Below are 26,259 nucleotides of genomic sequence, written 5' to 3'. Positions count from 1 at the left end.
GGAATTCGCTTGGCCGCACGGGTGACCGGTTCCATCATGGGACCCCATGCACCTGCTGCGCCGCTTCCGGGTCGACCTCACCCCGCTGCGGACCTCCCGCGACTTCCGGCTGCTGTGGTCCTCCGGCGCGATCTCGATGTTCGGCACCTTCCTGACCTACGTGGCGGTTCCGCTACAGGTCAAGGAGATCAGCGGCTCCTACCTGGCGGTCGGCGCGCTCGGTGCGGTCGAACTGGTGCCACTGGTCGTCTGCGGGCTGTACGGCGGGGCGCTCGCCGACGCGGTGGACCGCCGCAAGATGGTGCTGGGCGCGGAGATCGCGCTCGGCGTGCTGTCCCTGCTGTTGCTGCTCAACTCCTTGCTGCCCGCCCCGCAGCTGTGGCCGCTCTACGTGATCGTCGGCCTGACCGCGGCCGTGGACGGCCTGCAACGCCCCTCACTGGACGCCCTGCTGCCCAGGACCGTGCCGCGCGATCAGCTCACCGCGGCCATCTCCCTCGGCTCGCTGCGCTACAACTTCGGTGCCATCGCGGGACCCGCGCTGGGTGGGCTGATCGCCGCCACGGTCGGCGTGCGTGTGTCGTACGCGATCGACGTGCTCACCTTCCTCGCGGCGATCTTCTTGCTGTACAAGCTCAAGGCCGTTCCACCACCGTCCAATGCGGACAAACCCTCGCTGCGCGGCATCGTCGAGGGCGTGCGGTACGCGGGCAGCCGACCCGATCTGCTCGGTACGTACCTGGTGGACATGGCGGCGATGTTCTTCGCCATGCCCAACGCCGTTTTCCCTTTCCTGGCCGACGAACTCGGCGCGCCGTGGGCACTGGGGCTGATGTACGCGGTGAGCTCGGTCGGTGCCCTCGCGGTGACGTTGACCAGTGGGTGGACCGCGCAGGTGCACCGGCACGGGCTGATGGTGGCCCTGTCCGCTGGCGTCTGGGGACTGGCGATGGCCGCGGCTGGTGTGACCGGGAACGTGTGGCTGGTACTGGTCGCGCTGGCCGTCGCGGGTGGCGCCGACTGCGTGAGCGGCCTGTTCCGCGCCACCATGTGGAACCAGACCATTCCCGACCGGTTGCGCGGCCGCATGGCGGGCATCGAACTGCTCAGCTACTCGGTGGGGCCGCAGCTGGGCCAGGTGCGCGCCGGTGGCATGGCCACCCTGATCGGCGTGCGCCCCTCGATCTGGTCCGGTGGACTGGCCTGCGTCGGCGCGGTCGGGCTGCTCTGCGCCGCGCTGCCCGCCTTCGTCCGGTACGACTCACGGCGCGGGAACCCCGCTGTTGGTAGGGATTATCCGGACCAAAGCGGCGAGCCGGTACTCGACGAACTCGGCGCCGCCGATCGGAGCTAGACGCCCGCGACACCCTGCCGTGAGGATCGGCCGGTCGATTCACGGCAGTTGTTCTTGGGTTGGGGAGGAATGCGTGAGACCCAGTACTACCAGTATGGGGTTGGTCGCCGCGACCGCGTCAGCGGTGCTCGTCGCGATGATCGCCCCGGCGCAGGTGGCGGTGGCCGCCTCGGACGAGGCCAGCCCGCAGAGCGTGATCGTGCTGATGCGAGACCAGCACCCCGACCTCAAGCCGAAGGCGCAGGCCGAGCAGCGTGCCGCCACCGTGGCCGGTGACCAGTCCTCGGTCGTGCGGGACCTGACCGACCACGGGGCCACGGACCTGGTGCAGCTCAACACGGTCAGTGCGGTGGCGGCCAAGGTAAAGCCCGCCGAGGTGGACCGGCTCAAGGCCGATCCGAAGGTGGCCGCGGTCGTGCCGGACCTGACGATTTACGCCAACCGCCGCCCGGCGCAGGGCGGGTCCAAGGCCAAGCTGGACCGGTCGATCTGCCCGGCCGATCCGGCCAAGCCCCTGCTGGAGCCGGAAGCCCTCGACCTCACCAGGACCACCCAGGCGCAGTCCCTGGCCACCGGCAAGGGCGTCAAGGTCGCCTTCATCGCCGACGGCATCGACGTGAACAACCCGGATTTCATCCGCCCCGACGGCAGCCACGTGATCACCGACTACCAGGACTTCTCCGGTGACGGCGTGCATGACTCCAGCGGCGGGGACGAGGCGTTCGGTGACGCCAGTTCCATTGCCGCGCAAGGGAACCGCGTCTACGACCTGGCCACCGAGCTGCCCTACTCCGGGCTGCCGCGCGGCTGCACCATGCGCATCAGGGGCTTCGCCCCGGACGCGGAACTGGTCGGCATCAAGGTGTTCGGCCAGAACGGCACCTCCACCTCCGCCTTCGTGCGCGGCATCGACTACGCCGTCAACCACGACAAGGTGGACATCCTCAGCGAGTCCTTCGGCGGCAACCCGTACCCGGACCCGGACACCGACCCGGTGACCCTGGCCGACCGCGCCGCGATCGACGCGGGCGTCACGGTCGTGGCCTCCAGCGGGGACTCCGGGGTGTCCGGCACGATCGGCTCCCCGGCCAGCGACCCGAGGGTGATCGCGGTCGGCGGCACCACCGCGAACCGCGTGCAGGCACAGGCCTTCGGTTACCGGGACTGGACCAGCAACAACATCACGGGCCTGTCCTCGGGCGGCCCCACCCTGAACGGCAAGCTCGTCGACCTGGTCGCCCCGGGCTTCGGCGGCATGGCCGACTGCACCGTGGACCCGCGCTGGGACGGCTGCACCAGCATCACCGAGCCCTTCGGCGGCACCAGTCAGTCGGCGCCGTTCGTGGCTGGCTCGGCCGCGCTGGTGATGCAGGCCTACGAGCGCACCCACCACGGCGCGCGACCCTCGCCCGACCTGGTCAAGCGGCTGCTCACCGGCACCGCGCAGGACCTGAACACCCCGGCCGACCAGCAGGGCGCCGGCCTGGTGGACAGCGAGGCCGCGGTGCGCGCCGCGCTGTCGATCGACACCGGTGACCGGCAGGGCTCCGGGCTGGTGCCTTCGCTGGGCCAGCTCGACCTGATCGGCAAGGCGGGCAGCAGCCAGCACGCCTCGATCACGCTGACCAACACGGGCAGCAAGCCGCAGACGGTCAGCCAGAGCTCGCGAACCCTTGGCGCGCAGACCTTCGCGGTCGACCGGACCGCCGCGATCACGGCGCCCGCCGACCCGGGCAACCTGCCTGCCGAGGGCGGTGCCGCAGCCGCACCGATCAGCTTCGAGGTGCCCGCGGGTACCCCGCTGCTGGACGCCACGATGACCTGGCCCGGTACCAAGACCTCGGGCCAGCTCTCCGTGGTGCTGCTGGACCCGCGGGGCCGCCTGGTGCAGCAGTCCTACGACTACGGCTTCGCCAACTACCAGTACATCTCCGTGCACGACCCGGTTCCGGGCAAGTGGACCGCGAAGATCCTCTGGAGCAACGGCCGCGGCCACCTCACCGAGAAGCCGATCCCGCCGGGTTCCTTCCGCGGCAACGCACTGGTCCGCTTCACCGGGCACGACTACGCCTCCGCCGGGATCACCGGCACCGCACGGCGCACCATCCCGGCGGGCGGCTCGGCCAGCTTCGACCTGTCCGTGCCGCTGCCCGCCTCCGCCGGTGACGTGCCCGCCTCGGTCCAGTTCGACTCCGACAGCGGGACGCACCTGTCCGTGCCGGTGGAGCGCAGGGCGCTGATCCCCACCGAAGCCAAGCAGGACAACGACTTCGGCATCACGATCACCGGTGGTGTCGGTCGCGGTCTCGGTCAGGAGAAGGGCTACTACCTGGACGTGCCGCCGGGCCGCCGCAGCATGACGGTGGACCTGAGCACCCCGGACCCGGCGACCCCGCTGGAGTTCTACCTGGTGAGCCCGGACAAGCAGATCCTGTCCTCGGACGTCAACGCCAGCGAGAACACCTGGAACGACAACAAGTCCCGGGTGGGCGCCACCTCGGCCAGCCTCACCGTGAACCAGCCAGCCGCGGGCCGCTGGCAGCTCATGGCGGTGCTGACCAATCCCGTCAGCGGCAAGGAGTTCAGCGAGCGGGTCAGCGGCAAGGTGCGCTTCGACCGCACCACGGCCCGTGCCAACAACCTGCCCAACGGCGCGAAGATCAAGGCGGGCAGCACGGTCACCGCCTCGGTCGAGGTGACCAACACCGGTGCGGCCGGGCAGTACTTCTTCCTCGACCCCAGGCTCGGCGGCCAGCAGCAGGTGACCCTCAAGCCGTACAACGGGCAGGAGAAGCTGACCCTGCCGGTGCACACCAGCGGGACCACGGTGCCCAGCTACCTCGTGCCCCCACACACCACGCGGCTGGACGCGAACACCAGCGCCTCGCTGCCGGTGGACATCGATCTGTTGTACGACAAGGGAAACCCGGAGTTCTTCGCCAAGTCGCGCAACAACTCCGCACACGTGACCGGCTCGTCCAGGCAGCAGCTGGCGCCCGGTTCGTGGACCGTGGACGTGCAGCAGCCCGGCCCGTTCCCGAACGGTTCCGCCGCGGGTACGGCCACGGTGTCGCTGGCGGCCACCACGCAGCAGTTCGACCCGTGGCTGACCTCCGCGACCGGTGACTACTGGCAGGGCAACGCCAAGCCGGTCTACGTGGTGCCCGGGGTCACCAGCACGATCAAGGTGTCGATCACGCCGAACGCCCCGGTGGGCACGGTCGTGCACGGAACCGTGTACGTGGATTCGGTGAACCCGTTGGCGGGCGGTGGTTCCGAGCTGATCGGGCTGCCGTACAGCTACACCGTCAGCTGATCTGGTCCCGCCGTCCCGCTCAGTGCGGGCGGGGCGGCGGGATGATCGTCCTGCGGTCGCGGTAGAGCTCACGCAACTGGGCGATGCCCGCCGCGTGGTGCACCACCTCGCGATTGACGTGCAGCACGAGTGTGGCCAGCGGTTGGTCGCTGAACGGCCCCTCGTAGTAGCCCGACCGCCGCGCCAGCCCTGCCTCGTCCAGCGCGGCGACCCCCGAGGTCCAGTCCCGGTACGCCTGCTCCACGAAGTCGACCGCGTCCTTCGCCCTGCCAGGCCAGCGGATGCCCTCGATGGTCAGCGCCCCGTCGCCGAAGTGCTGGTTGGCGCGGATGCCCATCACGTTGGCGCCCAGGTGGCACAGCCGCCACGCGATCGTGGTGAACGGCGGTGGGGTGGGCGTCGGCCAGCTCCAGTCGCAGCGGAACGCACCGTTGCCCGCCGGTCGCACCGTCCAGCAGTTGCCGACCGGCTCCCAGAGGTACTCCTCGTCGGTGAGCCCCTCCAGGCTCGGCCGGAACACGTGATCCCAGTACCAGGTGAGCTGTGCCGAGACCTCGGCATGCCAGTTCACCTGCATGGACGTGCCTCCTCCGCCTTGTAGGGCGAGCCTACGGCGCCACCGGGCCGGTACCGAACCATGATCACCCGAAGGTGGTTGTTGCGACACATGTTGCTTTTGTGTCCCGCCGCGCGCTACGGTGACGTTAAAGCAACATCTGCCGCATTAGGAGGAGTTGTGCGCAAGCTGTTCTTCGAGCAGGACGAGACGTTCTGGTACGAGACCCTGCGGTCGATCGGGCACATCACCTACGGCGGGGCCGACTTCGGCGAGGTCGTGGTGACCGCCGACCGGATCGTGGCCGGGGACTACGACAGCTGGCACCGCGAGTGGCTGGCCACCGCGGACAAGGTCGCCGGGGAGGCCGCCGCGAGTCTGGCGGGCGGGCACCGCGTCAGCGCCCGGCGCGGCTTCATGCGGGCCGCCAACTACTACCGCTCCGCCGAGTTCTTCCTGCACGGCACCCCGGAGGACCCGCGCATCGAGGCCGCCTACGACCGGTCCGTGCAGTGCTGGCGTGCCGCGCTGGAGCTGTTCGACACCCCCGCCCGCCCGGTGCGCATCCCGTTCGAGGGCACCACCCTGTCCGGCTACCTGTACCTGGTCGACGACAGCGGACTGCCCCGGCCGACCGTGATCGTGAACAACGGCTTCGACGGCACCGCCGAGGAGACGTACTTCCTCGGCGCGGGCGCGGCCCTGGAGCGCGGCTACAACGTGCTGACCTTCGACGGCCCCGGTCAGGGCGAGGCGATCCACAAGCAGGGCCTGCACTTCCGCACCAACTGGGAGTCCGTGCTCGGCCCGGTGATCGACTTCGCGCAGTCGCTGTCCGAGGTGGACGGTGAGCGGATCGCGCTGTACGGCATCAGCATGAGCGGGCTGCTCGCGCCGAGGGCCGCCGCGTACGAGCCGCGGATCAAGGCCGTGATCGCCTTCGACGGGGTCTACGACATGGCCGAGATGTTCACCGCGCGGATCGGCATGGACCGCGAACAGGTTCTCGCCATGCTGCGCGCCGAGTCCGCGCCGGAAGTCGACACCGCCCTGGAGGAGCTGATCAAGAACAGTTCCACCATGCGCTGGGCCATCAGCCACGGCCAGTGGGTCACCGGCACCGCCTCACCACGCCAGTTCCTCGCCGCCTTCTGCGAGTACACCCTCGCCGACGGGGTCGCCGAACTCGTCAGCTGCCCGACCCTGGTGTGCTCCGCCGCGAGCGACGGCTTCTTCAGCGGCCAGCCCGAGCAGCTCTACCAGCACCTGACCTGCGAGAAGCGGTTGGTGGAGTTCACCGTGGAGGAGGGCGCCGACGAGCACTGCCAGTCCGGGGCCGCCGCACTCGCCGGACAGCGCATCTACGACTGGCTGGACGAGGTGCTATAGCCCCCACCAATGAACGTCCCCCGCCACTCCCTGGGGGGCGACCCCGATCCCAGCCTACCGCCCGCCCCGCCCCGTTGATCTTGCTGGAGATCCACATGTGGACAACTCGCCCGCTGTGGACAAGGCGGCCCCGAAGGAGTCGTTGACCAGGTGCAATGACACCTTCGGGGGATGGGCCTCAGTCGGCGAGTTCGTCCAGTTCGCGATCCGGGCCGAAGTACCCACCGGAGGCGAAGTCGCAGCCGGCGGCACGCCACCAGTCGGCCTGCTCGGCGGTCTCGATCTCGCCGACGACCACCCGCGAACCGGCCATGTGCACGGTGGACACCAGGTCGCGCAGCGAGCGGTCCACCAGCGAGTCGGTGATCGACCGGCTGGCCTGCCGCTGCACCAGCCACGGCGAGATCCGCACCGCGCCGACCCGGACGTCCTCCAGGCAGGCCAGGTCGCGGATGCCGGTGCCGAAGTCCTCGACCATCACCTCGATGCCGGTGTCCACCAGCGTGGTGAGGTTCTCCACCGCCTCGCAGCCCTCGACGGTCAGCACCCCGACCGGGATGCCCAGCCGCAGCCGCGAGGGCCGGATGCCGGTCTCGTCCAGCACGCCGAGCACCTCGCTGATCAGGTCCGGATCACCGGCCTGGCTCGGGGTCAGCGACACGGTCACCTGCAGCTGGTCGTCGAACTGGTCGGTCCGCTCGCACGCGGTGCGCAGCAGCCAGTTGCCCAGCGGCAGGATCAGGCCGGTGGTCTCGGCCAGCTCCACACAGCGGCGGTGCCCGATGAGGCCCAGCTCGGGGTGGTCCCAGCGCAGCACGGCCTCGACCCCGTGCGGGCTGCCCTCGCCCAACTCGACCTGCGGCCGGTAGACGACCTCGACCTCACCGGACTCCCAGGCACCGGGCATCGCCGCGGCCAGGCTGAACGACTCGCGGTCGTTGGCGTCGCGGTCCAGGTCGAACAGCTCCCACTGACGGCGGCCGTTGCGCTTGGCGCGGTGCAGCGTCAGGTTCGCGGTGCGCAGCACCTCGGCGAGGTCCACGCCCGGCGTCGGCATGCGCACCACACCGATGCACGCGGAGGCCGCGACGCCGCGGTTGTCCACGTACAGCGGCTCGGCCAGCTCCTCGTTGATCGCCTTCACGGTGGACACCACGTCCGGCGTGCTGGGCGAGTTCTGCACCAGCACGGCGAACTCGTCCCCGTCGAAGCGGGCGATCATCGCGTTCTCCCCGGCGAAGACCCGCTTGAGCCGCTCGGCGACGGCGCACAGCAGCTGGTCGCCGACGTGCCTGCCCAGGCCGTCGGTGATCACCGAGAACGCGTCGAGGTCCAGCTGGTACAGGGTGGCCCCGGTGGCCGGGTCGACCTTGTGCAGCACCGACTCCAGCCGAGTCGTGAAGAACTGGCGGTTCGGCAGTCCCGTCAGCACGTCGTGCAGCGACTGGTGCTTGAGCTGGCTCTGCAGCAGCTTCAGCTCGGAGTCGTCCTCCACGATGAGCGCGTAGTGCGCGGGCTTGCCGTCGCCGCCGCGCAGCAGGGACAGCGTGGTCATCGGCTGCACGTGGTCGTCCTCGCCGAGCAGCAGCGACCGGCGCTGCCGGGAGCGCTCGATCTCACCGGCGAGCAGGTCGTCCATGACCCGCCTCAGCCGCTCCGGATCCTCGGCGAGGTCGAACACGCTCAGCTCGGCGAGCTGGTTCTGCGAGCGGTCCAGGATCTCGCGCAGCGCCCGGTTGGTGCGCGTGAACCGGCCGTCCAGGTCCATGATCGCGACACCGCTGGTGGTGCAGGAGACGATCTCGTTGAACCGCGCCTCACTGGCCACGAGGCTGCTCTGGGTGTCCCGTGCCGCCTTGAACAGGGCGCGGTTCAGGTTCTCCTGCTGCTGGAAGATCGACTGGCGCAGTGCCTCGACGTAGCCGGAGGACAGCGCACCCAGCGTGATCACCACGCGCTCGGCGAGCCGCTCCACGGTGCGCAGCTCGGTCAGCGTGGGCAGGCCCTTGGTCAGCACCTCCAGCGTGCGCCGCAGGCTCGTCTCGCCGACGCAGTTCATGTCCACCAGCTCGGCGCCGACGGCCAGCGCCAGCTCCTCCGGCTCCTCGGCGCGCACGGCGTCGACGACCCGGCCGAGCATGCTCAGCAGTTGCTGCTCGATCTCGTTGTGCGACAACGGGATGAACGTGGTCGTCCCGATCAGGTAGGACCACTTGCGGACCAGCTTGACGTGCTCGCGCGAGGGCTCCGCCGCACCACTCGGTGCGTGCGCCGACAGCGGATCATGTGGGAGTGGCGAGCTCATGCCTGCCGGTCCTGAGCTCTGGCTCGCCCGGCGTGTGCTCGCGCTGTCCATGTCTCAGCTGACAGCAGTCGGGAACGCGGTTCCACGGGTTCACCTCGCCGTTGCTGTTCACGCGGTGGCGGAAGCGTACCGGCTGTTGTGGCCAGGCCACCACTCCTCGCCCCCGTTCACTCGATAGAGCGAACGGGGGCGACGCTCCGCCCACTGTGATCATCCTTCCGGCGCTGAGTTCACCCTTTTGATGCAAGGGTTTCCCAGTAACGCGGATGGGTCAGCCGTCGATTTCCGCGGCCAGCCTGTCCAGGGTGGCGGAGTGGATGCGGCGCAGGCCCAGCGGTGCGAAGGTGCCCTCGAAGAACCCGCCGATGCCGCTGGCTCCCTGCCAGGTCGTCTCCACCACGACCCGGCTCGCGCCCTCGCCCTGCGGGTGCACCGTCCACTTGGTGACCAGGGTCGAGTTGGCGTCGGATTCCACCAGGGTGCCCGGCGCGGGCTCGCTGACCTCCAGCAGGCAGTCGCGCACCCGCTTCTTGGTGGCCTGCAACTTCCAGTGCACCTTCGTGCCCGCACCGGTGCCGCCCTCGCGCACCTCGTACTCGCTGTAGTTCTCGGGCAGGATCCTGCCCCGGGTACCGGTGTAGTCGGCCAGCGCCGCGTACACCCGCTCCGAGGGCTTGTCGATGACACGCTCGGCGGTCGCCTTCACCTCAGCCATGCCCCGATTCTCCCAGTCAGAGCAGCCGCGGGGTCAGGTCGGGGCCCTCGAACTCGTCGAACGGGTACAGCGGGCGGGTCACGCGGTGGTGGCCGAGCCGCCCCAGGTCCTGGTCAACCCCGCCGGGGGTGAGCGCGAGCAGCCAGCCCTTGGCCAGTTCGTGCAGCTCGGGCTCCAGGTAGCCGATCTTGACCACGAGCAGGTCCTGGTCGTGCGGGTCGATGCCGATCGCGGTGAAGTCGGCCAGCCGGTGGTACGGCTTGCGGCGGCTGGTGAGAATCACCGTCACCCCACCGGTGGTGACCGCCGCCACGTCCCCGCCGACCGGGTCACCCGGTTGCAGGCCCGTGACCGCGCCGGTGATCTCCAGCGGGCCGCCGTGCCCGGCGTCCACCTTGCCGCCCACGCTCAGCCGGACCGTGCTGCCCATGCCAGCGGCGAAGCACCGCGCCACCGCCGTGGGGTCGGTGATGCTCGCGTGCACCGCGGTCACCGCTGCGCTGGCGAGCTCCTCGTTGGCGAGCAGCCGCCCGAGCATGAACGGCAGGTCACCCGCCCCGCCCGCGGTGGGATTGTCCCCGGAATCGCTCAGTACGAACGGTCGTACACCTTCTTGTACCGCCCGTGCGATGCACTCGTCCGCGGAGCCGGTTGGGCCGACGAACACGAAGTCCGCCCGGGCCTCCCAGTACCGCTGGGCCAGATCACCGGCCTCGCGCAGCACCAGGTCCTCGTCGTCACCGGTCACGACCACGGCCGCCTGGCAGCGCGGCTCGTCCGCCCAGGCGTAGCCCACCCAGATCGCGGCGTCCACGATCCCCGGCTGGTCGGCGACCTCGGCCAGGCTGCCGTACAGGCTGCGCGCGGGTTCCAGGCGGGTGCTGGTCTTCTCCCCGGGCAGCAGCACCGGGACCTGCACCCACGCGCGGTGCGGACGGCCGCCGGAACGCAGGCGGTCCACCAGGTTGCGGGCCGCCCGCTCGCGGGTCAGCCACGCGTCCTCGTGCGGGGCGAGCCGGTGCGCGGTGATCAGGTCCAGCAGCTCGGCGAAGCGCCGCGACACGTTGCCGTGCAGGTCCATCGCCGCCGAGATGAGCGGCTTGGGCCCCAGCGCGCCGCGCACCGCGTAGGTGAGGTCCAGCTCGGCGTCGACCAGGCCGACCACGCTCATCGCGCCGTGGATGTCGTACAGCAGGCCGTCCAGCGGACCGGCCTGCGCGACCCGGTTCACCAGTTCGTCCTTGAGCTCCTGGTAGGCCGCCCTGGTCACGGCTCCGCCGGGCAGTGCCACGGCGTGCACCAGCGGCACCCACTCCACGCCCCAGTCCTCGCCGGTGAATCCGTAGCGGTCCAGCAGGTCCTGACCCCGGGTGACGGTGAAGTCCGCCAACTCGGCGCGGTGCGGTGAGAAGGTGCTCGACTCGATGTGGATGCCACCGATGCCGATGCGCAGCATGTCGCTCCTAACTAGCGGTAGACGTGGGCGTCGAGCGCGGCCAGCCCGGCGCCGAGCACCCCGGCGTCGGCTCCGGTCACCGCGCTGGTGATCAGCAGGTTGCGGGAGGCCACGGGCAGGCACCGCTCGTACAGCACCGAGCGGACCGCGGCCACCAGCGGCTCGGCCCTGGCCAGCGCACCGGCCAGCACCACCGCCTGGGGGTTGGTGAAGTTCACGACCACCGCGAGCACACCGCCGATGTGCCTGCCGGCCGTGCGCACCAGCGTGGTGGCGTGCGGGTCACCGTCGGCGACCAGGCGGACCACCTGGTCGAGGTCCTCGGCGCCCAGTTGGCCGAGCAGGGCCGCACCGCTGGCCACGGTCTCCAGGCATCCGGTGTTCCCGCAACTGCACGGTCGTTCACCTGCCTCCGGCACCCGGGTGTGCGTGATGTCCCCGGCGCACCCGGCGGCGCCCCGGTGCAGACCGCCGTTGACCACCACCCCGCAGCCGATGCCCCGGCCCAGCTTCACCAGTACGAGGTGGTCCAGGTCCCGGTGCGCGCGGGCGTGCTCGCCGAGTGCCATCAGGTTGGCGTCGTTGTCCGCGAACACCGGCACGTCCAGTTCGGCGGCGAGCAACTCGCGCACCCGTGCCCCGTGCCAGCCGGGCATCCGGGCCGGCGCCACCACGCGGCCCAGCGGCACGTCCACCGGCCCGGGAACGCCGATGCCCACCGCGCGCACCGGGCGGTCTCCCGCCACCTCGCGGATCGCCTCGGCAAGCCGACCGATCGTTCGTGCCGGTCCGAGGGCCAGGTCCAACGGGTCCTCCCGCACTTCCAGCAGCGCGCCGCCGAGGTCGAGCACGCCCAGGCGTGCGTGGTGGCTGCCCAGGTCGACGCCGACCACCACCGCGCCGTTCGAGCACAGCCGCAGCAGTCGAGGTCGGCGGCCGCCGCTGGACTCGCCCTCCCCGGACTCGGCGACCAGCCCGGCGTCGAGCAGCTCCTGCACCCGCAGCGACACCGTGGACGCGGCCACACCCAGCTCCCTGGCCAGGTCGGCGCGGGACCGCGCGGTGCCCTCAGCCACCAGCCGGAGCACCTGGCCAGCCGAGGTCAGCTCCTCGCTCGCCATGACTACCTCCGATCGATGACATTAGTTCGTTCGATCATAGAAGCAAGATTGCGTACTTGGCATGACCCGAACCGGACAGGAATCTTGACTTCGTTCGAACCCTGACTAGCGTCCGAGGACACGGCGTCACCTGGAGCGGGGGAGATGCGATGCGGCGTTGGAGATCTGCTGCGGCGTTGCTCCTCTGCTCGCTGCTCGCGGCCTGCTCCGGCATTGCTCCGGTGACGCGGCTGGGCAGCACCGGCGGCACACCCGTGCGGGGTGGCACGGTGGTGATGGCCCTGCCGCCCGCCGCGACGCCGAACTGGATCCTGCCGATCGGCATCCCGGGCTACCTGGCCTCCTACAACTCCGCGATCAGCCGCCTGCTGTTCCAGCCGCTGTACCGCTACCACGAGGTGAACGGCTCGCTGGTGCTGGACGAGGCCGCCGACCTGGCCGATCCACCGCGGTACGCCGAGGACGGCCGCACGGTCACGATCCCGCTGCGCCCCGGCCGGAAGTGGACGAACGGTCGTGCGGTTTCCGCGCGCGACGTTCAGTTCTGGTTCGACCTGATCAAGGCGAACAAGACCCGGTGGGGCGGCTACTCGCCCGGCGCGCTGCCGGACAACGTGACGGCGCTGGAGGTGGTGGACGAGCACACGGTCCGGCTGCGGCTCGACCGTTCGTACAACCCGGACTGGTTCACCGGCAACCAGCTCACCGCGATCGTGCCGATGCCGCAGGCCGAGTGGGACCCGCAGGGCCAGGCGCGTACCGAGGACGGGGCCAAGGCCGTGTTCGCCAGGCTCGTCGACCAGGCGCGCAAGCTCGCCGAGTACGCCACGAATCCACTGTGGAAGGTCGTGGACGGGCCGTGGCTGGTCGAGGAGTTCAGCACGGGCGGCCGGGTGAGCATCGTGCCCAACCCGAACTACACCGGCGCTGACAAGCCGCACCTGGACAGAGTGGTGTTCGCCCCGTTCACCACCGCCAACTCGGAGTTCACCGTGCTGCGCTCCGGCGGGGTGGACTACGGCTACGTGCCGCCGTCCACGACCGCACGATCGGACAGTTTCACCGACCTCGGCTACCGGGTCGAGCCCTGGCGGGGCTGGGCGATCACCTACGTGGTCTACAACTTCAACAGCCCCACCGCGGGACCGCTGCTGCGCCAGCTCTACCTGCGGCAGGCGATCCAGCACCTGATCAACCAGGACGCGATCAGCAAGGTGGTCTGGCACGAGGCGGCTACGCCCACGCACGGGCCGGTGCCCGGCGGCAGGACCCCCGACCCCTACCCGTACGACGTGGACCGCGCCCGCGCCCTGCTCGCCGAGCACGGCTGGCGGGTCGAGGACGGCACCGCCGTGTGCCGCACGCCGCGACTGTGCGGGCCGGGCATCGCGGAGGGCACGCCGTTGCGGCTGACCCTGTTGTCGCAGAGCGGATCCGTGGAGACGAGCAACATGATGCAGGAGATCAAGTCCTCGCTGGGCCTGGCCGGGATCGACCTGCTCGTGCGCGAGCAGCCGCTGAACACCGTGCTCAGCAGCACCGCACCGTGCCAGTCGGGCGATCCCGGCTGCGACTGGCAGCTGTCCTTCTTCGGCACCGCGGCGAGCTGGTACTTCGACGCCGATCCCAGCGGGGAACAGATCTTCGCCACCGGGGCCTCGTCCAACCTGGGCAGCTACTCCGACACCACCACCGACGAGCTGGTCGGCCAGACCGAGCACTCCGCCGACCCCGCGGCGATCCAGCGCTACAACGACCACGTGGCAAGGGATCTGCCGGTGGCCTGGGTGCCCAACCCGGCCTACCAGGTGTCGGTGATCCGCAACGACCTGCGCGGGGTGCGGCAGAACCCGCTGGTGACCCTGGACCCGCAGAACTGGTACTACGTGCGATGACCCGGTTCCTGATCAGGCGGACCCTGCAGGCGCTGGTCGTCCTGCTGCTGGTGACCGTCATCGTGTTCGCCCTGCTGCACGCCCTGCCCGGCGGACCGGCGCGGGCGATCCTCGGCCCGCGCGCGAGCCTGCCGCAGATCGAGCAGTTCAACCACGACCAGGGCTTCGACCAGCCGTTGCCGGTGCAGTACCTGAGCTACCTGTGGCACCTGCTCGGCGGGGACCTCGGCCAGTCCTACCGGCTCAACCAGCCGGTGCTGGACCTGCTCGCGCAGCGCATCCCCAAGACCCTGGTGCTGACCTGTTCGGCCACCCTGCTCGCGGTGGCCGTGGCAGTGCCGCTGGGCGTGCTCCAGGCCGTGCGCCGCGGGCGGTTCACCGACCACCTGCTCACCGGGCTGAGCTTCCTCGCCTACGCCACGCCGGCGTTCTTCCTGGGCCTGGTGCTGATCATCCTGTTCGCGCAGACCTGGCCGCTGCTGCCCGCCGAGGCCCCGCAGTCGGCCGGGCTGGGCGGGGTGTTCGCGGGGTTCGGCGGGCTGCTGCTGCCGATCTGCACGCTGGCCGCGGGCATGATCGCCGCGTTCAGCCGGTACCTGCGCTCCTCGGTGCTGGACAACCTGACCGAGGACTACGTCCGCACGGCGCGGTCCAAGGGCCAGTCCGAGCGCCGGGTCCTGGTGCGGCACGTGCTGCGCAACGCGCTGATCCCGGTGGTCACGCTGCTGGGCATGTACCTGCCCGCGCTGTTCGGCGGCACGGTGGTGGTCGAGTCCCTGTTCAACTACCCGGGCACCGGCCTGCTGTTCTGGAGCGCCGCGCAGAGTTCGGACTTCCCGGTGCTGCTCGGCGTCACGCTGGTGGTCGCGGCGGCCACCGTGCTCGGCTCGTTGTTGGCCGACCTCGTCTACGCCCTGCTCGACCCGAGGATCAGGACGGTCCGATGATCGCTCGCGAACAAATAGCACGATCGTTCGTGCGCAACCGGCTGGCGGTGGCCGGGCTGGTGGTACTGCTCCTGCTCGCGGCCTTCAGCTGGCTGGGACCGCTGCTGTGGCCGACCGACCAGGTGCACACCGACCTCGCCGCGGCCACCCTGCCGCCGGGCAGCCCGGGCCACCCGCTGGGCACCACCGACCTGGGCTACGACCTGCTCGGCAGGCTGATGGTCGGCGGCCGGTCCTCGCTGGAGGTGGGCGTGGCGGCCGGTCTGCTGGCCACGCTGGTCGGCACCGCCTACGGCGCGGTGTCCGGCTACTTCGGCGGCTGGGTGGACGCGGTCATGATGCGGGTCACCGACGCCGTGCTGGCCATCCCCGCCCTGTTCCTGCTGATCGTGGTCGCGGCCATGGTGACCCCCAGCAAGCCGCTGCTGGTGCTGGTGATCGGCGCGGTGGCCTGGCTGTCCCCGGCCCGGCTCGTCCGCGGCGAGGCGCTGAGCCTGCGCTCCCGCGAGTACGTGCAGGCGATGCGCGTGATGGGCGGCGGCAGCGTGCGCGCCGTGCTGCGGCACATCGTGCCCAACACGATCGGCACGGTGGCCGTGAACGCCACGTTCCAGATCGCGGACGCCATCCTCTACGTGGCGTACCTGAGCTTCCTCGGGCTCAGCGTGCCGCCACCGGCCACCGACTGGGGCACCATGCTCAGCGGCGGCCTCACCTACGCCCAGGACGGCTACTGGTGGCTGATCGTGCCGCCGGGGGTGGCGATCGTGCTGGTGGTCGGCGCCTTCAACTTCATCGGCGACGGCCTGCGCGACGCGTTCGAGGTCCGGTTGCAGCGGAGGCCAGCATGACAGAACCGTTGCTGCGCATCAGGGATCTGCGCGTGGACGTGCAGGGCGCGCACGCGCTCGCCGGGGTCGACCTGGACGTCGCACCCGGTGCCGCGGTCGGCGTGGTCGGCGAGTCGGGCTGCGGCAAGACGATGACCGCGCTCGCCGTGCTCGGGCTGCTGCCACCGGGCGGGCGGGTCCTCGGCGGCAGCATGTCCTTCGCCGGGGTGGATCTGCGCACCGCCAACCTGGAGTCCTTGCGGGGCAACGAGATCGGCATGGTGTTCCAGGACCCGTTGACCTCGTTGAACCCGACGATGACCATCGGCGCGCAGGTGGCCGAGCCGCTGCTGCTGCACCGCGAGGTCAGCAGGCGGGAGGCGTGGCGCACGGCGGAGGAGGCGCTGGGGCTGGTCGGCCTGCCGCAGCCCGCCGAACGCATGCGCTCCTACCCGCACCAGCTCTCCGGCGGCATGCGCCAGCGCGTCGCGATCGCCACCGCCCTGGTGTGCCGCCCCAAGCTGCTCATCGCCGACGAGCCGACCACGGCGCTGGATGTCACCACGCAGCACCAGATCCTGGAACTCATCGACGACCTGCGCCGCCAACTCGGCATGGCGCTCGTGCTGGTCACGCACGACCTGGGCGTGGTCGCCGAGCGGGTGGACGAGGTCGCGGTGATGTACGCGGGCCGGGTCGTGGAGCGAGCACGAACGGCCGAGTTGTTCAACCACCCGCGGCACCGCTACACCGAGGCGCTGCTGGCCGCCTTGCCGGAACGCTCGGCGCGGGACCTGCGCGCCATACCAGGCATGCCGCCCACTCTCACCGAGGAACTCGCGGGGTGCCCGTTCGCGCCCCGCTGTGCGCACACCACCGACCAGTGCCGGGATGAGCGGCCCGCGCTGACCGGGGACGAGCGGCACGCGTGGGCCTGCTTCCACCCCGCACCACCGGTGCCGACAACCGTTGTGACCCAACCAGTTCCGGAGCCGGTCGGCGAGCAGGTGCTGCTCGAACTCGACTCCGTGAGCAAGGACTTCCCGCTGGCGACCCGGCCGCTGTTGGGCAGGCTCACCGGCAGCGTCAGCGCGGTGGCCGGTGTCTCGCTGAGCATCCGGCGCGGCGAGATCTTCGGCCTGGTCGGCGAGTCGGGCTGCGGCAAGACCACCGTGGGGCGCCTGGTGGTCGGGCTCGAACAGCCGAGCTCGGGCCAGATCCGCTTTGACGGCAAGGACATCGCCACCCTGTCACGGGCCGAGCGCAAGCCGCACCGGAGAAGGGTGCAGCTGGTGTTCCAGGACTCGGCCGCCGCCATGGACCCCAGGATGCGGGTCGGCGCGATCCTGCGCGAGCCGCTGGCCATCCAGGGCATCGGCGACCGGCGGGAACAGCGGCGGCGCGTGGCCGAACTGCTCGCCGAGGTCGGCCTGCCCGAGCGGGCGGTGCACCGCTACCCGCACGAGTTCTCCGGCGGCCAGCGGCAGCGCCTCGGCCTGGCCCGCGCACTCGCCCTGCGACCGGACCTGCTCGTCGCCGACGAGCCCGTCTCCGCACTGGACGTCTCCGTGCAGGCACAGATCCTGAACCTGCTCCGGCGGCTGCGGGCCGAGCACGCGCTGACCTATCTGTTCGTCTCGCACGACCTCGCGGTGGTCCGGCACCTGGCCGACACCGTGGGCGTGATGTACCTCGGCAAGCTGGTCGAGGTGGGGCCGGTGCGGGAGGTGTACCGCGAGCCGCGGCACCCCTACACGCGACTGCTGCTGGACAGCCTGCCCTCGGCGGGCGCGCACCGCAGCTCGACCGCGCCCGGTGGGGAACCGCCCTCGGCGGCCCGGCCGCCCTCCGGCTGCCGGTTCCGCACCCGGTGCCCGCGTGCCGAGGCGGTCTGCGCCGAGGTCGAACCGCCGCTGACCACCGACGGCGGGCGTCAGGTGGCCTGCCACTTCCCCGGATGAGTGAGACCGGCAACACAGTTGGCGGGTTGTAATCAAAACGCCGAAGTATCGGAAAAATATCACGCTGGGTGACAATTACGTGGCTGAACAGGCAAGGAGACGGCACGGAACGTGACTGTGTGGTCACAGCCGCTGGACTCTGGGGCTGCAACGCGATAGGAACTGCCCACCCGGATCACCGATTCAGCCGAATCGGCGCACGACCTCTGGCGGGAGGTGATGATCATGCAGGTGCGGGTGCTCGGCCAGTTCGAGGTGGCCTGTGGTGGGCAGCTGCTCACCCCCTCGCAGCCCAAGCTGCGGCAGCTGTTCGCGCTGCTCGCGGTGAACGCGAACTCCGTGGTGCGCGCGGAACAGCTCACCGAGGAGCTGTGGGGCCCGCAGCCGCCGGTCAAGGCGACTGCCACGCTCCAGACCTACATGTCACACCTGCGCAGACTCCTCGCGAACGGGTCCACTTCGGACGATCGCGGCGTGGTGCTGCAGCACACCAGGCACGTGGGCTACTCCCTGGCGCTGCCCGAGCGTGCCGTGGACGCCAGCAGGTTCAGCGAGCTCGTCGGCCAGGGCCGTGCCGAACTGGACAGCGGCCAGTTCGAGACGGGCACCGAGACCCTGCGCACCGCGTTGGGCGTGTGGCGCGGTTCCGCCCTCAGCGACGTGGACCCCGGTCCCGTGCTGGAGCAGTACATCCGCCGGCTGGAGGAGACCAGGGTCTCCGTCACCGACCAGCGCATGGACGTCGAGCTGATGCTCGGCCGCCACCACGAGGTGATCTCCGAGCTGAGCGCACTGGTCCGCAGCCACCCGGCGCACGAGGGCCTGCACGTGAAGCTGATGATGGCCCTGCACCGGGCGGGCCGCCGCTCCGAGGCGCTGCACGTGTTCCAGCGCATCCGCACCACCCTGGTGGACGACCTCGGCCTCGAACCGGGACCCCAGTTGCAGCGCGTGCACCGCGCCCTGCTGGTCGGCAATCCCGAACTGGACTCGACCACCCCCGGCTCGCCCTCGGTGCGCACCGGCGGCTGGGTCGAACCGCCGGCCCAACTGCCCGCCGACGTGCCCGCCTTCGTTGGGCGCGTGCCGGAACTGGCCGCCGTCGAGCACCTGCTCCAGCACCCGGCGAGCACGGCCCCGCCGGTGATCACCGTGGTCGGGCCGCCGGGTTCGGGCAAGTCCGCGTTCTGCACGCACGCCGCACACGTGGCGCGCGCCCGCTTCCCGCACGGGCAGTTCCACGCCGACCTCGCCGAGACCACACCGGGTGAGGCGCTGGCCGGGTTCCTGCGGGCGATCCGTGGTCCGGCCGCCCCGCTGCCCGCCACGGTGGAGGAGCGGGTCCAGCTGTTCCGCAGCTGGACCGCGCAGCGCCGCGTGCTCGTGGTGCTGGACAACGCTGTCAGCGCGGTCGAACTGGCCCAGCTGATGCCCAGCGGTAGCGGCTGCGCCACGATCATCGGCTCCCGCACGCGACTGCCGCTGCGCAGTGTCAGCCTGCCGCTGGAGCTGCCCCCGCTGAGCGAGGAGGAGGCCGTCGAGCTGCTCGGCTCGGTGATCGGCTGGCACCGCCTGCGCCGCGAACTGCCGCAGGCACGTCGGCTGATCCGGCTGTTCGACGCGCTGCCGCTGGCCCTGGTCGCCGCCGCGAGCAGGCTGGCGATCCGCCCGCACTGGTCGCTGTCCATGCTGGTCGACCGCCTGCGCTACGAGGAGGACTGGCTCGACGAGCTGGTCAACGCGCACGTGGACGTGCTCGGCAGTGTCGAGCTGACCTGCCGGTCGCTGGCACCCGCCCACCGCGCGGCGTTCCTCGCCCTGGCCCCGGCCGCCAGCGAACCGGTCAGCGTGCGGGACGCCGCGGGCATCCTCGGCGCCGACCACCGGATGGCCGAGGCGGTGCTGGAGTCCCTCGTGGAGTTCCAGCTGTCCGATGTGGACACCGTGTCCCCGGAGTCCTTCACCGGCTGCTTCCACTACCGGTTCAACCCGTTGATCAGGGTCGCCGCCGAGCGGTTGGCCAAGTCGACCAGGCACCTGGCCGCCGCCCCAGCCCCGCCCGCCGTGGCGAACGAGCTCTGGACCCGGCGCGCGCCCTCGGCGTAGGCCGGATCATCCACAACGGACTCGATCGCCGCACGCAGCTGCTGCGCCGTGGTCCGCCCGAAGCGCAGCCGCACCCCGGCACCGGCGTCCACCACCTGCTGGGCCACGATCGGCTGGTCGTCGCGGATCGGCGCCACCACCAGCGGCACCCCGTTGGTCAGCGTCTCGCACACCGTGTTGTGCCCGCCGTGGCTGACCACTGCCGAGCAGTGCGCGAGCAGGGCCAGTTGCGGCACGCGGGGCAGCACGAGCACGTCCCCGGCCGGTGCGACCGTGCCGCCGGGATCGACCACCACGCCCTGCACCCGGTCGGACAGTTCGGCCAGCGCCTCGACCGCCGCGGACAGGAACCGCTCGCCAACGTCCACATTGGCCGTACCGAGGCTGACCAGCACGAGCTTGCGTGCCGGATCCAGCTTGTCCCAGGGAAACCCGGTGCCCTCCGGCCGCGCGGTGATCGAGGGGCCGACGAAGCTGGTGGGCCGACCGATCTCGCCGACCAGCGCCTCGGTGGTGAACGCCAGCAGCAGGTGCGGGGAGAAGCGCAGGTCACCGGTGGCGGCCGGATCCCCGTGCCGGGCACGCAGCCCGCCCAGCAACTCGTCCAGCCAACTCTCCAGCTTCGGCATGCCCGCCAGCGGGGAGACCAGTTCCGCCGAGGTGGTCGCCGAGGTCACCCACGGCAGGCCGAGGCGTTCGGCGACCAGGGCGCCCGCGATCGCCTGCTGGTCGACGACCAGCACCTGCGGTGCGAACTCCCGCACGGCGGCGTGCACGAGTGGCACCAGGTGCTCGGCCAGCGGGACGATGAACTCCTCCCACAGGAACTTCAGGGAGGCGAACCCGCGCAGCTCCGGCGGCCTGTGGACGACGATGTCCTCAGGCAGCCGTTCGGCGCGGGGCAACAGCAGCGCGTCCGCACCGAGCAGCCCGGCGACGGACTCGGTCGCGCCCACCCAGGCCACCTCGTGGCCCTCGTCGCGCAACTGCGCGGCGACCCCGACCAGGGGGTTGATGTGCCCGACCAGTGGCGGGACGACGAACAGGAACCTCGTCATGCCACGTTGTCCGCCAGTACCGCCGGTGCGGTGCCCAGTGCCGCGGCCTCGGCCGCCTCGTAGAGCCAGGGGATCTCCGAGTGCATGCCGAGCACCCACGGGATCAGCAGCTCGCGAACCCTGCGGTGCGCGTCGACCAGCACCGAGTGGTCCTGGCCCTGCAGGATCACCGTGCGGCAGTTGTGCAGCACCGAGCCGAGCAGGTGCGGGTCCCCGGCCTGCAGGCCCTCGCTGCCCAGCACCGACATGACCGGGCAGCGGATGGACATCAGCTCCGGCACGCTCATCAGCGGACCGGTCGGCAGATCGTCCACAATGGACGTGGTGTGGAACTTGTCCGCCGCGTTGCGGGCCAGCTTCGCGTGGTGCGCCCCCGACTTCGCCTCGATGTCGGCGAAGGTGGACTCCTTGGTCATCTCGTGTGCGAGGTAGCGCAGCAGCTGCGACATGCGCGAGCCCCAGCCCTCGGTCGCGGGCTCGGCCTCGATCGAGATGATGCTGGCCACCCGGTGCGGGTGGGCCAGCGCGTAGCTGAACGCCACCGTGCCGCCGAAGCTGTTGCCCACCAGGTGGACCGGCCCCTCGACGTCCAGTTCGTCCAGCAGTGCGGCGAGATCGTCGACGAAGTCGCCAACCCGGTACCCGGTGGCGGGCCGGTCGGTCCGTCCGTGGCCACGCAGGTCGTACGCGATCATGTTGATACCCGCCGCGGCGACCGGGGCCGCCAGCGTCAGGTAGAAACTGGCCAGGCTGTCGGTGCCCAGTCCGTGGATGAACACGACGGTCGGCGCTGACCGCGCATCGGCGCAACGCGCTGGCATCCGCTGGAAGTGCGTGCGGATGCCGTTCGCGACGATCTTGCCCACTCGGCTCAGCTCCCCGCGTTGGCCCGCAGCGAGCCCACGACGTAGTCGACCAGGTCGCCGACCTTCAGCGCGATGACCTCGTCGATCTCCTTCTCGGCCATGAACTCCGCGAGGTTCACGCTCTCGCCCCAGCGCTCGGCGATCAGCCCGGTCAGCGCGACCAGGTCGATGCTCTCCAGCTCCAGGTCCTCGTGGAAGGAGGTCTCCGTGGTGATCTCGGTGTCGTCCAGGCCCTGCTCGTCGAGCACCTTGCGCAGCATGTCGCTGATCTCGCGCAGCACGACTTCCTGGGACGCCTCGGTCGTGGTCATGCGTTCTCCTCCTGATCACTGGTCGCCGGACCCTCGGTCCAGGCGACGACGTACTGCCGTGCGGGCAGGTCCGCCGGGTTGCTGATGACGGCCTGCCGCCCGTGCACCGGCCCGCTGCCGACCTCCTCGATCGCGATGCTCACCGGCGTGCCCGCCAGCCTCGCGATCGACACCCCGAGCTCGTTGCGGTGCGCCAGTGACACCGACACCTCGGGAAGCTGGAAACCGTGGTGGCCCACGACCCATACCCTGCCCGCACCATCATCGCGCACCATGATCTCGGCAGGGAAAACAGGTCCTGAACCGTTGTCCCACAACAGATCGCGCACGGCGTCCTTGACCGCGATGCGGCCGAGCAGCCACTCCCGCCTGCTGCGTGGCGGCAGCCCGTCGTACACCGCGCGTTCCGCCGAGCTGAGGTACTTGCTCAGGTACAGCTCGCGCGAGGCCAGGTCCGGCCAGCGCTCGGCCACCGCGAACCAGCCGCCGGGCTGCTTGCGGGCCAGCGTGTTGCGCTCCGGGAACCGGTACGCCGGGTCGGTGTCGGGGTGGCTGTCGAACCTGCGGTCCTGCCAGCCGGTGATCTCCGCCCACACCGTCCCGCCCACCGAGAGCTGGGCCTGGGCCTCGAAGATCGTGTCGGTGACCTCGGTGATGCGCACCACGCAGTACACCGGCGTGCCCGCGGTGGGCTCGTCCCCGTACAGGTCGATCCGTCCGATGTGGACCGGGAAGGCCACCCGCTTGGCGGTCTGCGTGTCGTAGATCCAGTAGCCGAACAGCTGGCCCACGTTGTCCAGCAGGGCCCCGGGCGCGGCCGGTGCGGTGATCACACCCCGGACGTGCCGATCGCCGACCGCGGTCAGCTCGGTGATGCCCTGGAAGCCCGGCCCGTGGAACATGATGCGCCGGTCGTAGAACTCGCGGGCGGTCAGCTCGGGCTCGCGCTCGGAGGCCGGGTCGGCGCCCCACAGCGCCTGCGGCGGGGCGTGGAAGCCGGGCGCCAGCTCCACCACTGCCTCGGAGTGGTCCCCGACGGTGACCCGGACCCGGTCGGAGTCCTGCGGCACCACCTCGATCGTGACCTCCGTGGCCGGTGCCCCGGTCAGCCAGCGCAGCAGCCGCACCCCGTGCACCCGCACCGCCCTGCGGCCCGGCGCCGCCTCCTCGGCGGCGTCCACCATCATCCGGATCAACGTGGTGGCCGGCACGATCGGGCGGCGGTCCGCCTCGTCCGGCCAGCCCTCACGCTGCGGCACGAAGCAGTGGTCCAGCAGGTAGGGCATGGTCGCGGTGGACACGTGCACCGACTTGCGCAGCCTGCGCAGCGCCGGGACCTGGTGCCGCGTGCCGATCACCGCTGCCGCGGAGGCCGCCGTCTCGCGCAGCAACGCCTCCAACTCCGCGGCGATCGGGAAGTCCGCGGTCAGTGGCTCCAAAGAGGACGGTCCGCCGCTGGGCACCTGCACCCGGGTCCCGACGGACACCAGCGGGGAACCCAGGTCCAGCTTGACCGGGTGCCGCGCGGCCTCCAGTCGGTCGAATGCGGGCGTGGCGCCCTCCACCCACAGGGCGGTGGCCACCAGCCGGAGCTGGTCGATCCCGCTGCGGTGCACCGAGTTCGCCGCCACGGTCAGGTGATCCCGCTCGCGCAGGGTGTCGTCGATCAGCGAACCGAGCTGCCCCGGGCCGACCTGCACGAACACCCTGGTGCCGGCGGCGTGCATCGACTCGACCACCTCGCGGAACCGCACCGGCTCCAGCAGGTGGCGCACGTACAGTTCGCGGATCCCCTGCGCGTCGGCGGGGTACGGGGACACCGTGGTCGCCGACCACACCGCGACCTCGGGCGCGTCGGGCGTCAGGCGGTCGGCCAGGTCCAGGAACGGCTTCAGGTACGGCTTGAGCATCGGCGTGTGGAAGCCGGAGCGGAACGGCAGCACCTGGCTCATCACCGCGCGCTTGCGGAACTCGGCGACCAGCTCGGCAACGGCCGCCGACGGGCCGCAGACGATCGTCTGGTTCGGCGAGTTGTCGTGGGACAGCAACAACTCCGGGCGGTCCGCGATCGCCTCCCGGACCCGCTCCACCCCGCAGCCCAGCGTGGCGAACTCCACGCCCGGGACCTCCAGCGCGCTCGGGTCGAACGCGGTGAGTTCCTGGTCGATGGCCGCACCGGTGAACATCCGGCTCGCGATCATCGCGGACCACTCGCCGATGCTGTGCCCGGCAACGGAACTCGGTGCCAGGTCGATCTCCCGCAGCGCGCGGTCCAGCAGCCGGGAGACGCCGAGCACGGCGGTCCCGTGCCGTCCGAGGTCAGCCCCGTCGACCTGCGGGCGCGGCAGGCCGAAGTGCTCGGCCACGTCCTCGACGCGCGGGTCGAACTCGGCTTCCAACCCGGGGAAGACGAACGCCAGCTCACCCCGTGCCAGCAACGGATCCGGGCTGAACCACACGTTGCTGCGACCCCGCCACGCCACGCCGCGATCAACCGCTTTGCGTGCGATGGCAAGGCGTTTGGGTGAAGGGTCCACAATGCCCAGTCGCCACCTGCCACCGGAGCTGACCGGCGCCGCGGCGGTCAACTGGGCGTCGTCGGCTTGCAGCAGGCGGGCCAGGTCCTCGCGCGTGTCCGCGGCGAACCGCAGCACGCGGCTGGGCTCCCGCACGGTGATCGACCGCGGCGCGGGTTTCGCCGACGGGGCCTGCTCCAGCACCACGTGGGCGTTGATGCCGCCGAAGCCGAAGGCGTTCACCCCGGCTCGCCGGACGGGTTCCGACCAGGGCCGCGCCTGGTCGACCGGCCGGAACCGGGTGGCCGCGAGCCCCGGGTGCGGGTCCTCGCAGTGCAGGGTCGGCAGCAGAACCCCGTGGTACACGGCCAGCGCGGCCTTGACGAGGCTGGCGATGCCCGCGGCGGGCATGGTGTGGCCGATCATGGACTTGACCGAGCCGATCACCGCTGAGCCCGCGCTGCCGAACACCTCGGCGAGCGTGCTCAGCTCCGCCTGGTCCCCGGCCGGGGTCGCGGTGCCGTGTGCCTCCAGCAGGCCGATCGAGTCCTCGGCCGCGGGGTCCAGCCCGGCTGCCTGCCAGGCCTTGCGCACCGCCGTGACCTGACCGCCCGGGTCCGGGTTGAACAGGCTGGCGCTGCGGCCGTCGCTGGCCACGCCGGTACCGCGGATCACCGCGTACACCCGGTCGCCGTCCCGCTCCGCGTCGACCAGCCGCTTGAGCACGACCACGCCGGTGCCCTCACCGATCAGGATGCCGTCCGCCTCGCGGTGGAACGGCTTGATCTGCTGGCTCGCCGACAGCGCCCGCAACTGGGAGAAGACGCTCCAGAACGTGATGTCGTGGCAGTGGTGCACCCCACCGGCCAGCATGGTGTCGCAGCGTCCGCTGGCCAGCTCGTTGACGGCGTGGTCCACGGCGATCAGCGAGGACGCGCACGCGGCGTCCACTGTGTACGCCGGACCCCGCAGGTCGAGCCGGTTGGCCACCCGCGAGGCGGCCAGGTTGGGCACCAGCCCGATCGCCGACTCCGGCTGCTCCGGCCCGAGCTGTTCGGTGAACGCGGCCCGCACGCGGTCCAGTTCCCCGTTGCCCAGACCGGGAACCAGCTCGCCCAGCGTGCGCACCAACTGCTCGGCGGTCCGCACCCGCTGGTCCAGCCGGACGAGTCCGGGCGTGAGATAGCCGCCGCGACCCAGGATCACGCCGACCCGGTCGCGTGCGGGCAACCGCCGGTCACCGCCCGCGTCGGCGATGGCCGCCGCGGCCACCCGCATGGCGATCAGCTGGTCCGGCTCGGCGCCCGCGACCGAGTTGGGCATGATGCCGAACCGCGCCGGGTCCACGCTGGCGTGCTCGTCGACGAATCCGCCACGACGGCAGTACACCCGGTCCGCCCGGTTGGCCCCGCCCTGCTCGAAGTAGCCCGCGTCCCAACGGTTCGCGGGCACCTCGGTGATCGAGTCGGTGCCGTTGACCAGGTTGCGCCAGTACGACTGGAGGTCCGGCGCCCCCGGCAGCAGCACCGACATCCCGACGATCGCGATGTCGGCCAT

The 26,259-nt window shown here is 71.0% G+C and carries 16 protein-coding genes and 1 pseudogene; 8 read left to right on the top strand and 9 right to left on the bottom strand.

Annotated elements, in window-relative coordinates; genetic code table 11:
• The first annotated feature begins 46 nt into the window (after positions 1 to 46).
• Both KALB_RS41655 and KALB_RS41650 read left to right on the top strand, forming a co-directional pair.
• Entirely contained in the window at positions 47 to 1,354 is a 1,308-nt protein-coding gene (locus KALB_RS41655) for an MFS transporter (protein WP_025361615.1), read from the top strand.
• A gap of 73 nt (positions 1,355 to 1,427) precedes the next feature.
• Complete coding sequence (locus tag KALB_RS41650) at positions 1,428 to 4,670, top strand: S8 family serine peptidase (protein ID WP_201771872.1); 3,243 nt, start codon at positions 1,428 to 1,430, stop codon at positions 4,668 to 4,670.
• Between the two features lie 19 nt (positions 4,671 to 4,689).
• Here the strand turns inward: KALB_RS41650 and KALB_RS41645 are convergent, their stop codons facing one another.
• Complete coding sequence (locus KALB_RS41645) at positions 4,690 to 5,247, bottom strand: DinB family protein (protein ID WP_025361613.1); 558 nt, start codon at positions 5,245 to 5,247, stop codon at positions 4,690 to 4,692.
• A gap of 159 nt (positions 5,248 to 5,406) precedes the next feature.
• Between KALB_RS41645 and KALB_RS41640 the strand changes: the two genes are divergently transcribed.
• Positions 5,407 to 6,615, top strand: coding sequence for an alpha/beta hydrolase family protein (locus KALB_RS41640; RefSeq protein ID WP_025361612.1), 1,209 nt, complete (start codon positions 5,407 to 5,409; stop codon positions 6,613 to 6,615).
• 178 nt (positions 6,616 to 6,793) lie between these two features.
• Here KALB_RS41640 and KALB_RS41635 read toward each other — a convergent pair whose 3' ends face one another.
• The 4 genes from KALB_RS41635 to KALB_RS41620 all read right to left on the bottom strand — a co-directional run bounded on the left by KALB_RS41635 (position 6,794) and on the right by KALB_RS41620 (position 12,212).
• Positions 6,794 to 8,920 (bottom strand): putative bifunctional diguanylate cyclase/phosphodiesterase, encoded by a 2,127-nt coding sequence (locus tag KALB_RS41635; protein WP_025361611.1) that lies wholly within the window; start codon positions 8,918 to 8,920, stop codon positions 6,794 to 6,796.
• Between the two features lie 271 nt (positions 8,921 to 9,191).
• The gene (locus KALB_RS41630) at positions 9,192 to 9,635 is read right to left on the bottom strand and encodes an SRPBCC family protein (RefSeq protein WP_025361610.1); all 444 of its coding nucleotides are present in this window, start codon (positions 9,633 to 9,635) and stop codon (positions 9,192 to 9,194) included.
• A gap of 16 nt (positions 9,636 to 9,651) precedes the next feature.
• Positions 9,652 to 11,091 (bottom strand): M81 family metallopeptidase, encoded by a 1,440-nt coding sequence (locus tag KALB_RS41625; RefSeq protein WP_025361609.1) that lies wholly within the window; start codon positions 11,089 to 11,091, stop codon positions 9,652 to 9,654.
• Between the two features lie 11 nt (positions 11,092 to 11,102).
• On the bottom strand, positions 11,103 to 12,212 hold the full coding sequence (locus KALB_RS41620; RefSeq protein WP_025361608.1) for an ROK family transcriptional regulator: 1,110 nt from the start codon (positions 12,210 to 12,212) through the stop codon (positions 11,103 to 11,105).
• 149 nt (positions 12,213 to 12,361) lie between these two features.
• Here KALB_RS41620 and KALB_RS41615 point away from each other — a divergent pair, with 149 nt between their 5' ends.
• The 5 genes and pseudogenes from KALB_RS41615 to KALB_RS41595 all read left to right on the top strand — a co-directional run.
• On the top strand, positions 12,362 to 14,107 hold the full coding sequence (locus tag KALB_RS41615; RefSeq protein ID WP_030108950.1) for a peptide ABC transporter substrate-binding protein: 1,746 nt from the start codon (positions 12,362 to 12,364) through the stop codon (positions 14,105 to 14,107).
• A complete protein-coding gene (locus tag KALB_RS41610) occupies positions 14,104 to 15,054 on the top strand; it encodes an ABC transporter permease (RefSeq protein WP_025361606.1) in 951 nt (316 codons plus the stop codon). The genes KALB_RS41615 and KALB_RS41610 overlap by 4 nt, the downstream gene beginning before the upstream one ends.
• A complete protein-coding gene (locus KALB_RS41605) occupies positions 15,051 to 15,905 on the top strand; it encodes an ABC transporter permease (protein ID WP_035969143.1) in 855 nt (284 codons plus the stop codon). Before KALB_RS41610 ends, KALB_RS41605 begins: the two co-directional genes overlap by 4 nt.
• The gene (locus KALB_RS41600) at positions 15,902 to 17,845 is read left to right on the top strand and encodes an ABC transporter ATP-binding protein (protein ID WP_042221385.1); all 1,944 of its coding nucleotides are present in this window, start codon (positions 15,902 to 15,904) and stop codon (positions 17,843 to 17,845) included. The genes KALB_RS41605 and KALB_RS41600 overlap by 4 nt, the downstream gene beginning before the upstream one ends.
• 219 nt (positions 17,846 to 18,064) lie before the next feature.
• Positions 18,065 to 19,234 (top strand): annotated as a pseudogene (locus tag KALB_RS41595) (AfsR/SARP family transcriptional regulator); the annotation flags it as partial.
• Between the two features lie 587 nt (positions 19,235 to 19,821).
• On the opposite strand, the gene KALB_RS49715 reads toward KALB_RS41595, so the two are convergent.
• The 4 genes from KALB_RS49715 to KALB_RS41580 are packed head-to-tail and all read right to left on the bottom strand — an operon-like array spanning position 19,822 to position 26,259.
• Positions 19,822 to 21,009: a glycosyltransferase gene (locus tag KALB_RS49715; protein WP_025361603.1), complete on the bottom strand. Its 1,188-nt coding sequence runs from the start codon at positions 21,007 to 21,009 to the stop codon at positions 19,822 to 19,824.
• Positions 21,006 to 21,875 (bottom strand): alpha/beta fold hydrolase, encoded by an 870-nt coding sequence (locus KALB_RS41590; protein ID WP_025361602.1) that lies wholly within the window; start codon positions 21,873 to 21,875, stop codon positions 21,006 to 21,008. Before KALB_RS41590 ends, KALB_RS49715 begins: the two co-directional genes overlap by 4 nt.
• Positions 21,876 to 21,880: 5 nt before the next feature.
• On the bottom strand, positions 21,881 to 22,186 hold the full coding sequence (locus KALB_RS41585) for an acyl carrier protein (protein WP_025361601.1): 306 nt from the start codon (positions 22,184 to 22,186) through the stop codon (positions 21,881 to 21,883).
• Positions 22,183 to 26,259, bottom strand: coding sequence for a type I polyketide synthase (locus KALB_RS41580; RefSeq protein ID WP_051913243.1), 4,077 nt, complete (start codon positions 26,257 to 26,259; stop codon positions 22,183 to 22,185). Before KALB_RS41580 ends, KALB_RS41585 begins: the two co-directional genes overlap by 4 nt.

The sequence above is a fragment of the Kutzneria viridogrisea DSM 43870 genome (genome assembly GCF_000525635.1).
In the GTDB taxonomy this organism is placed as follows: Bacteria; Actinomycetota; Actinomycetes; order Mycobacteriales; family Pseudonocardiaceae; genus Kutzneria; species Kutzneria viridogrisea.
Note: the sequence above shows the minus strand (reverse complement) of the source record. Positions and strands in the feature narration are given on the sequence as shown.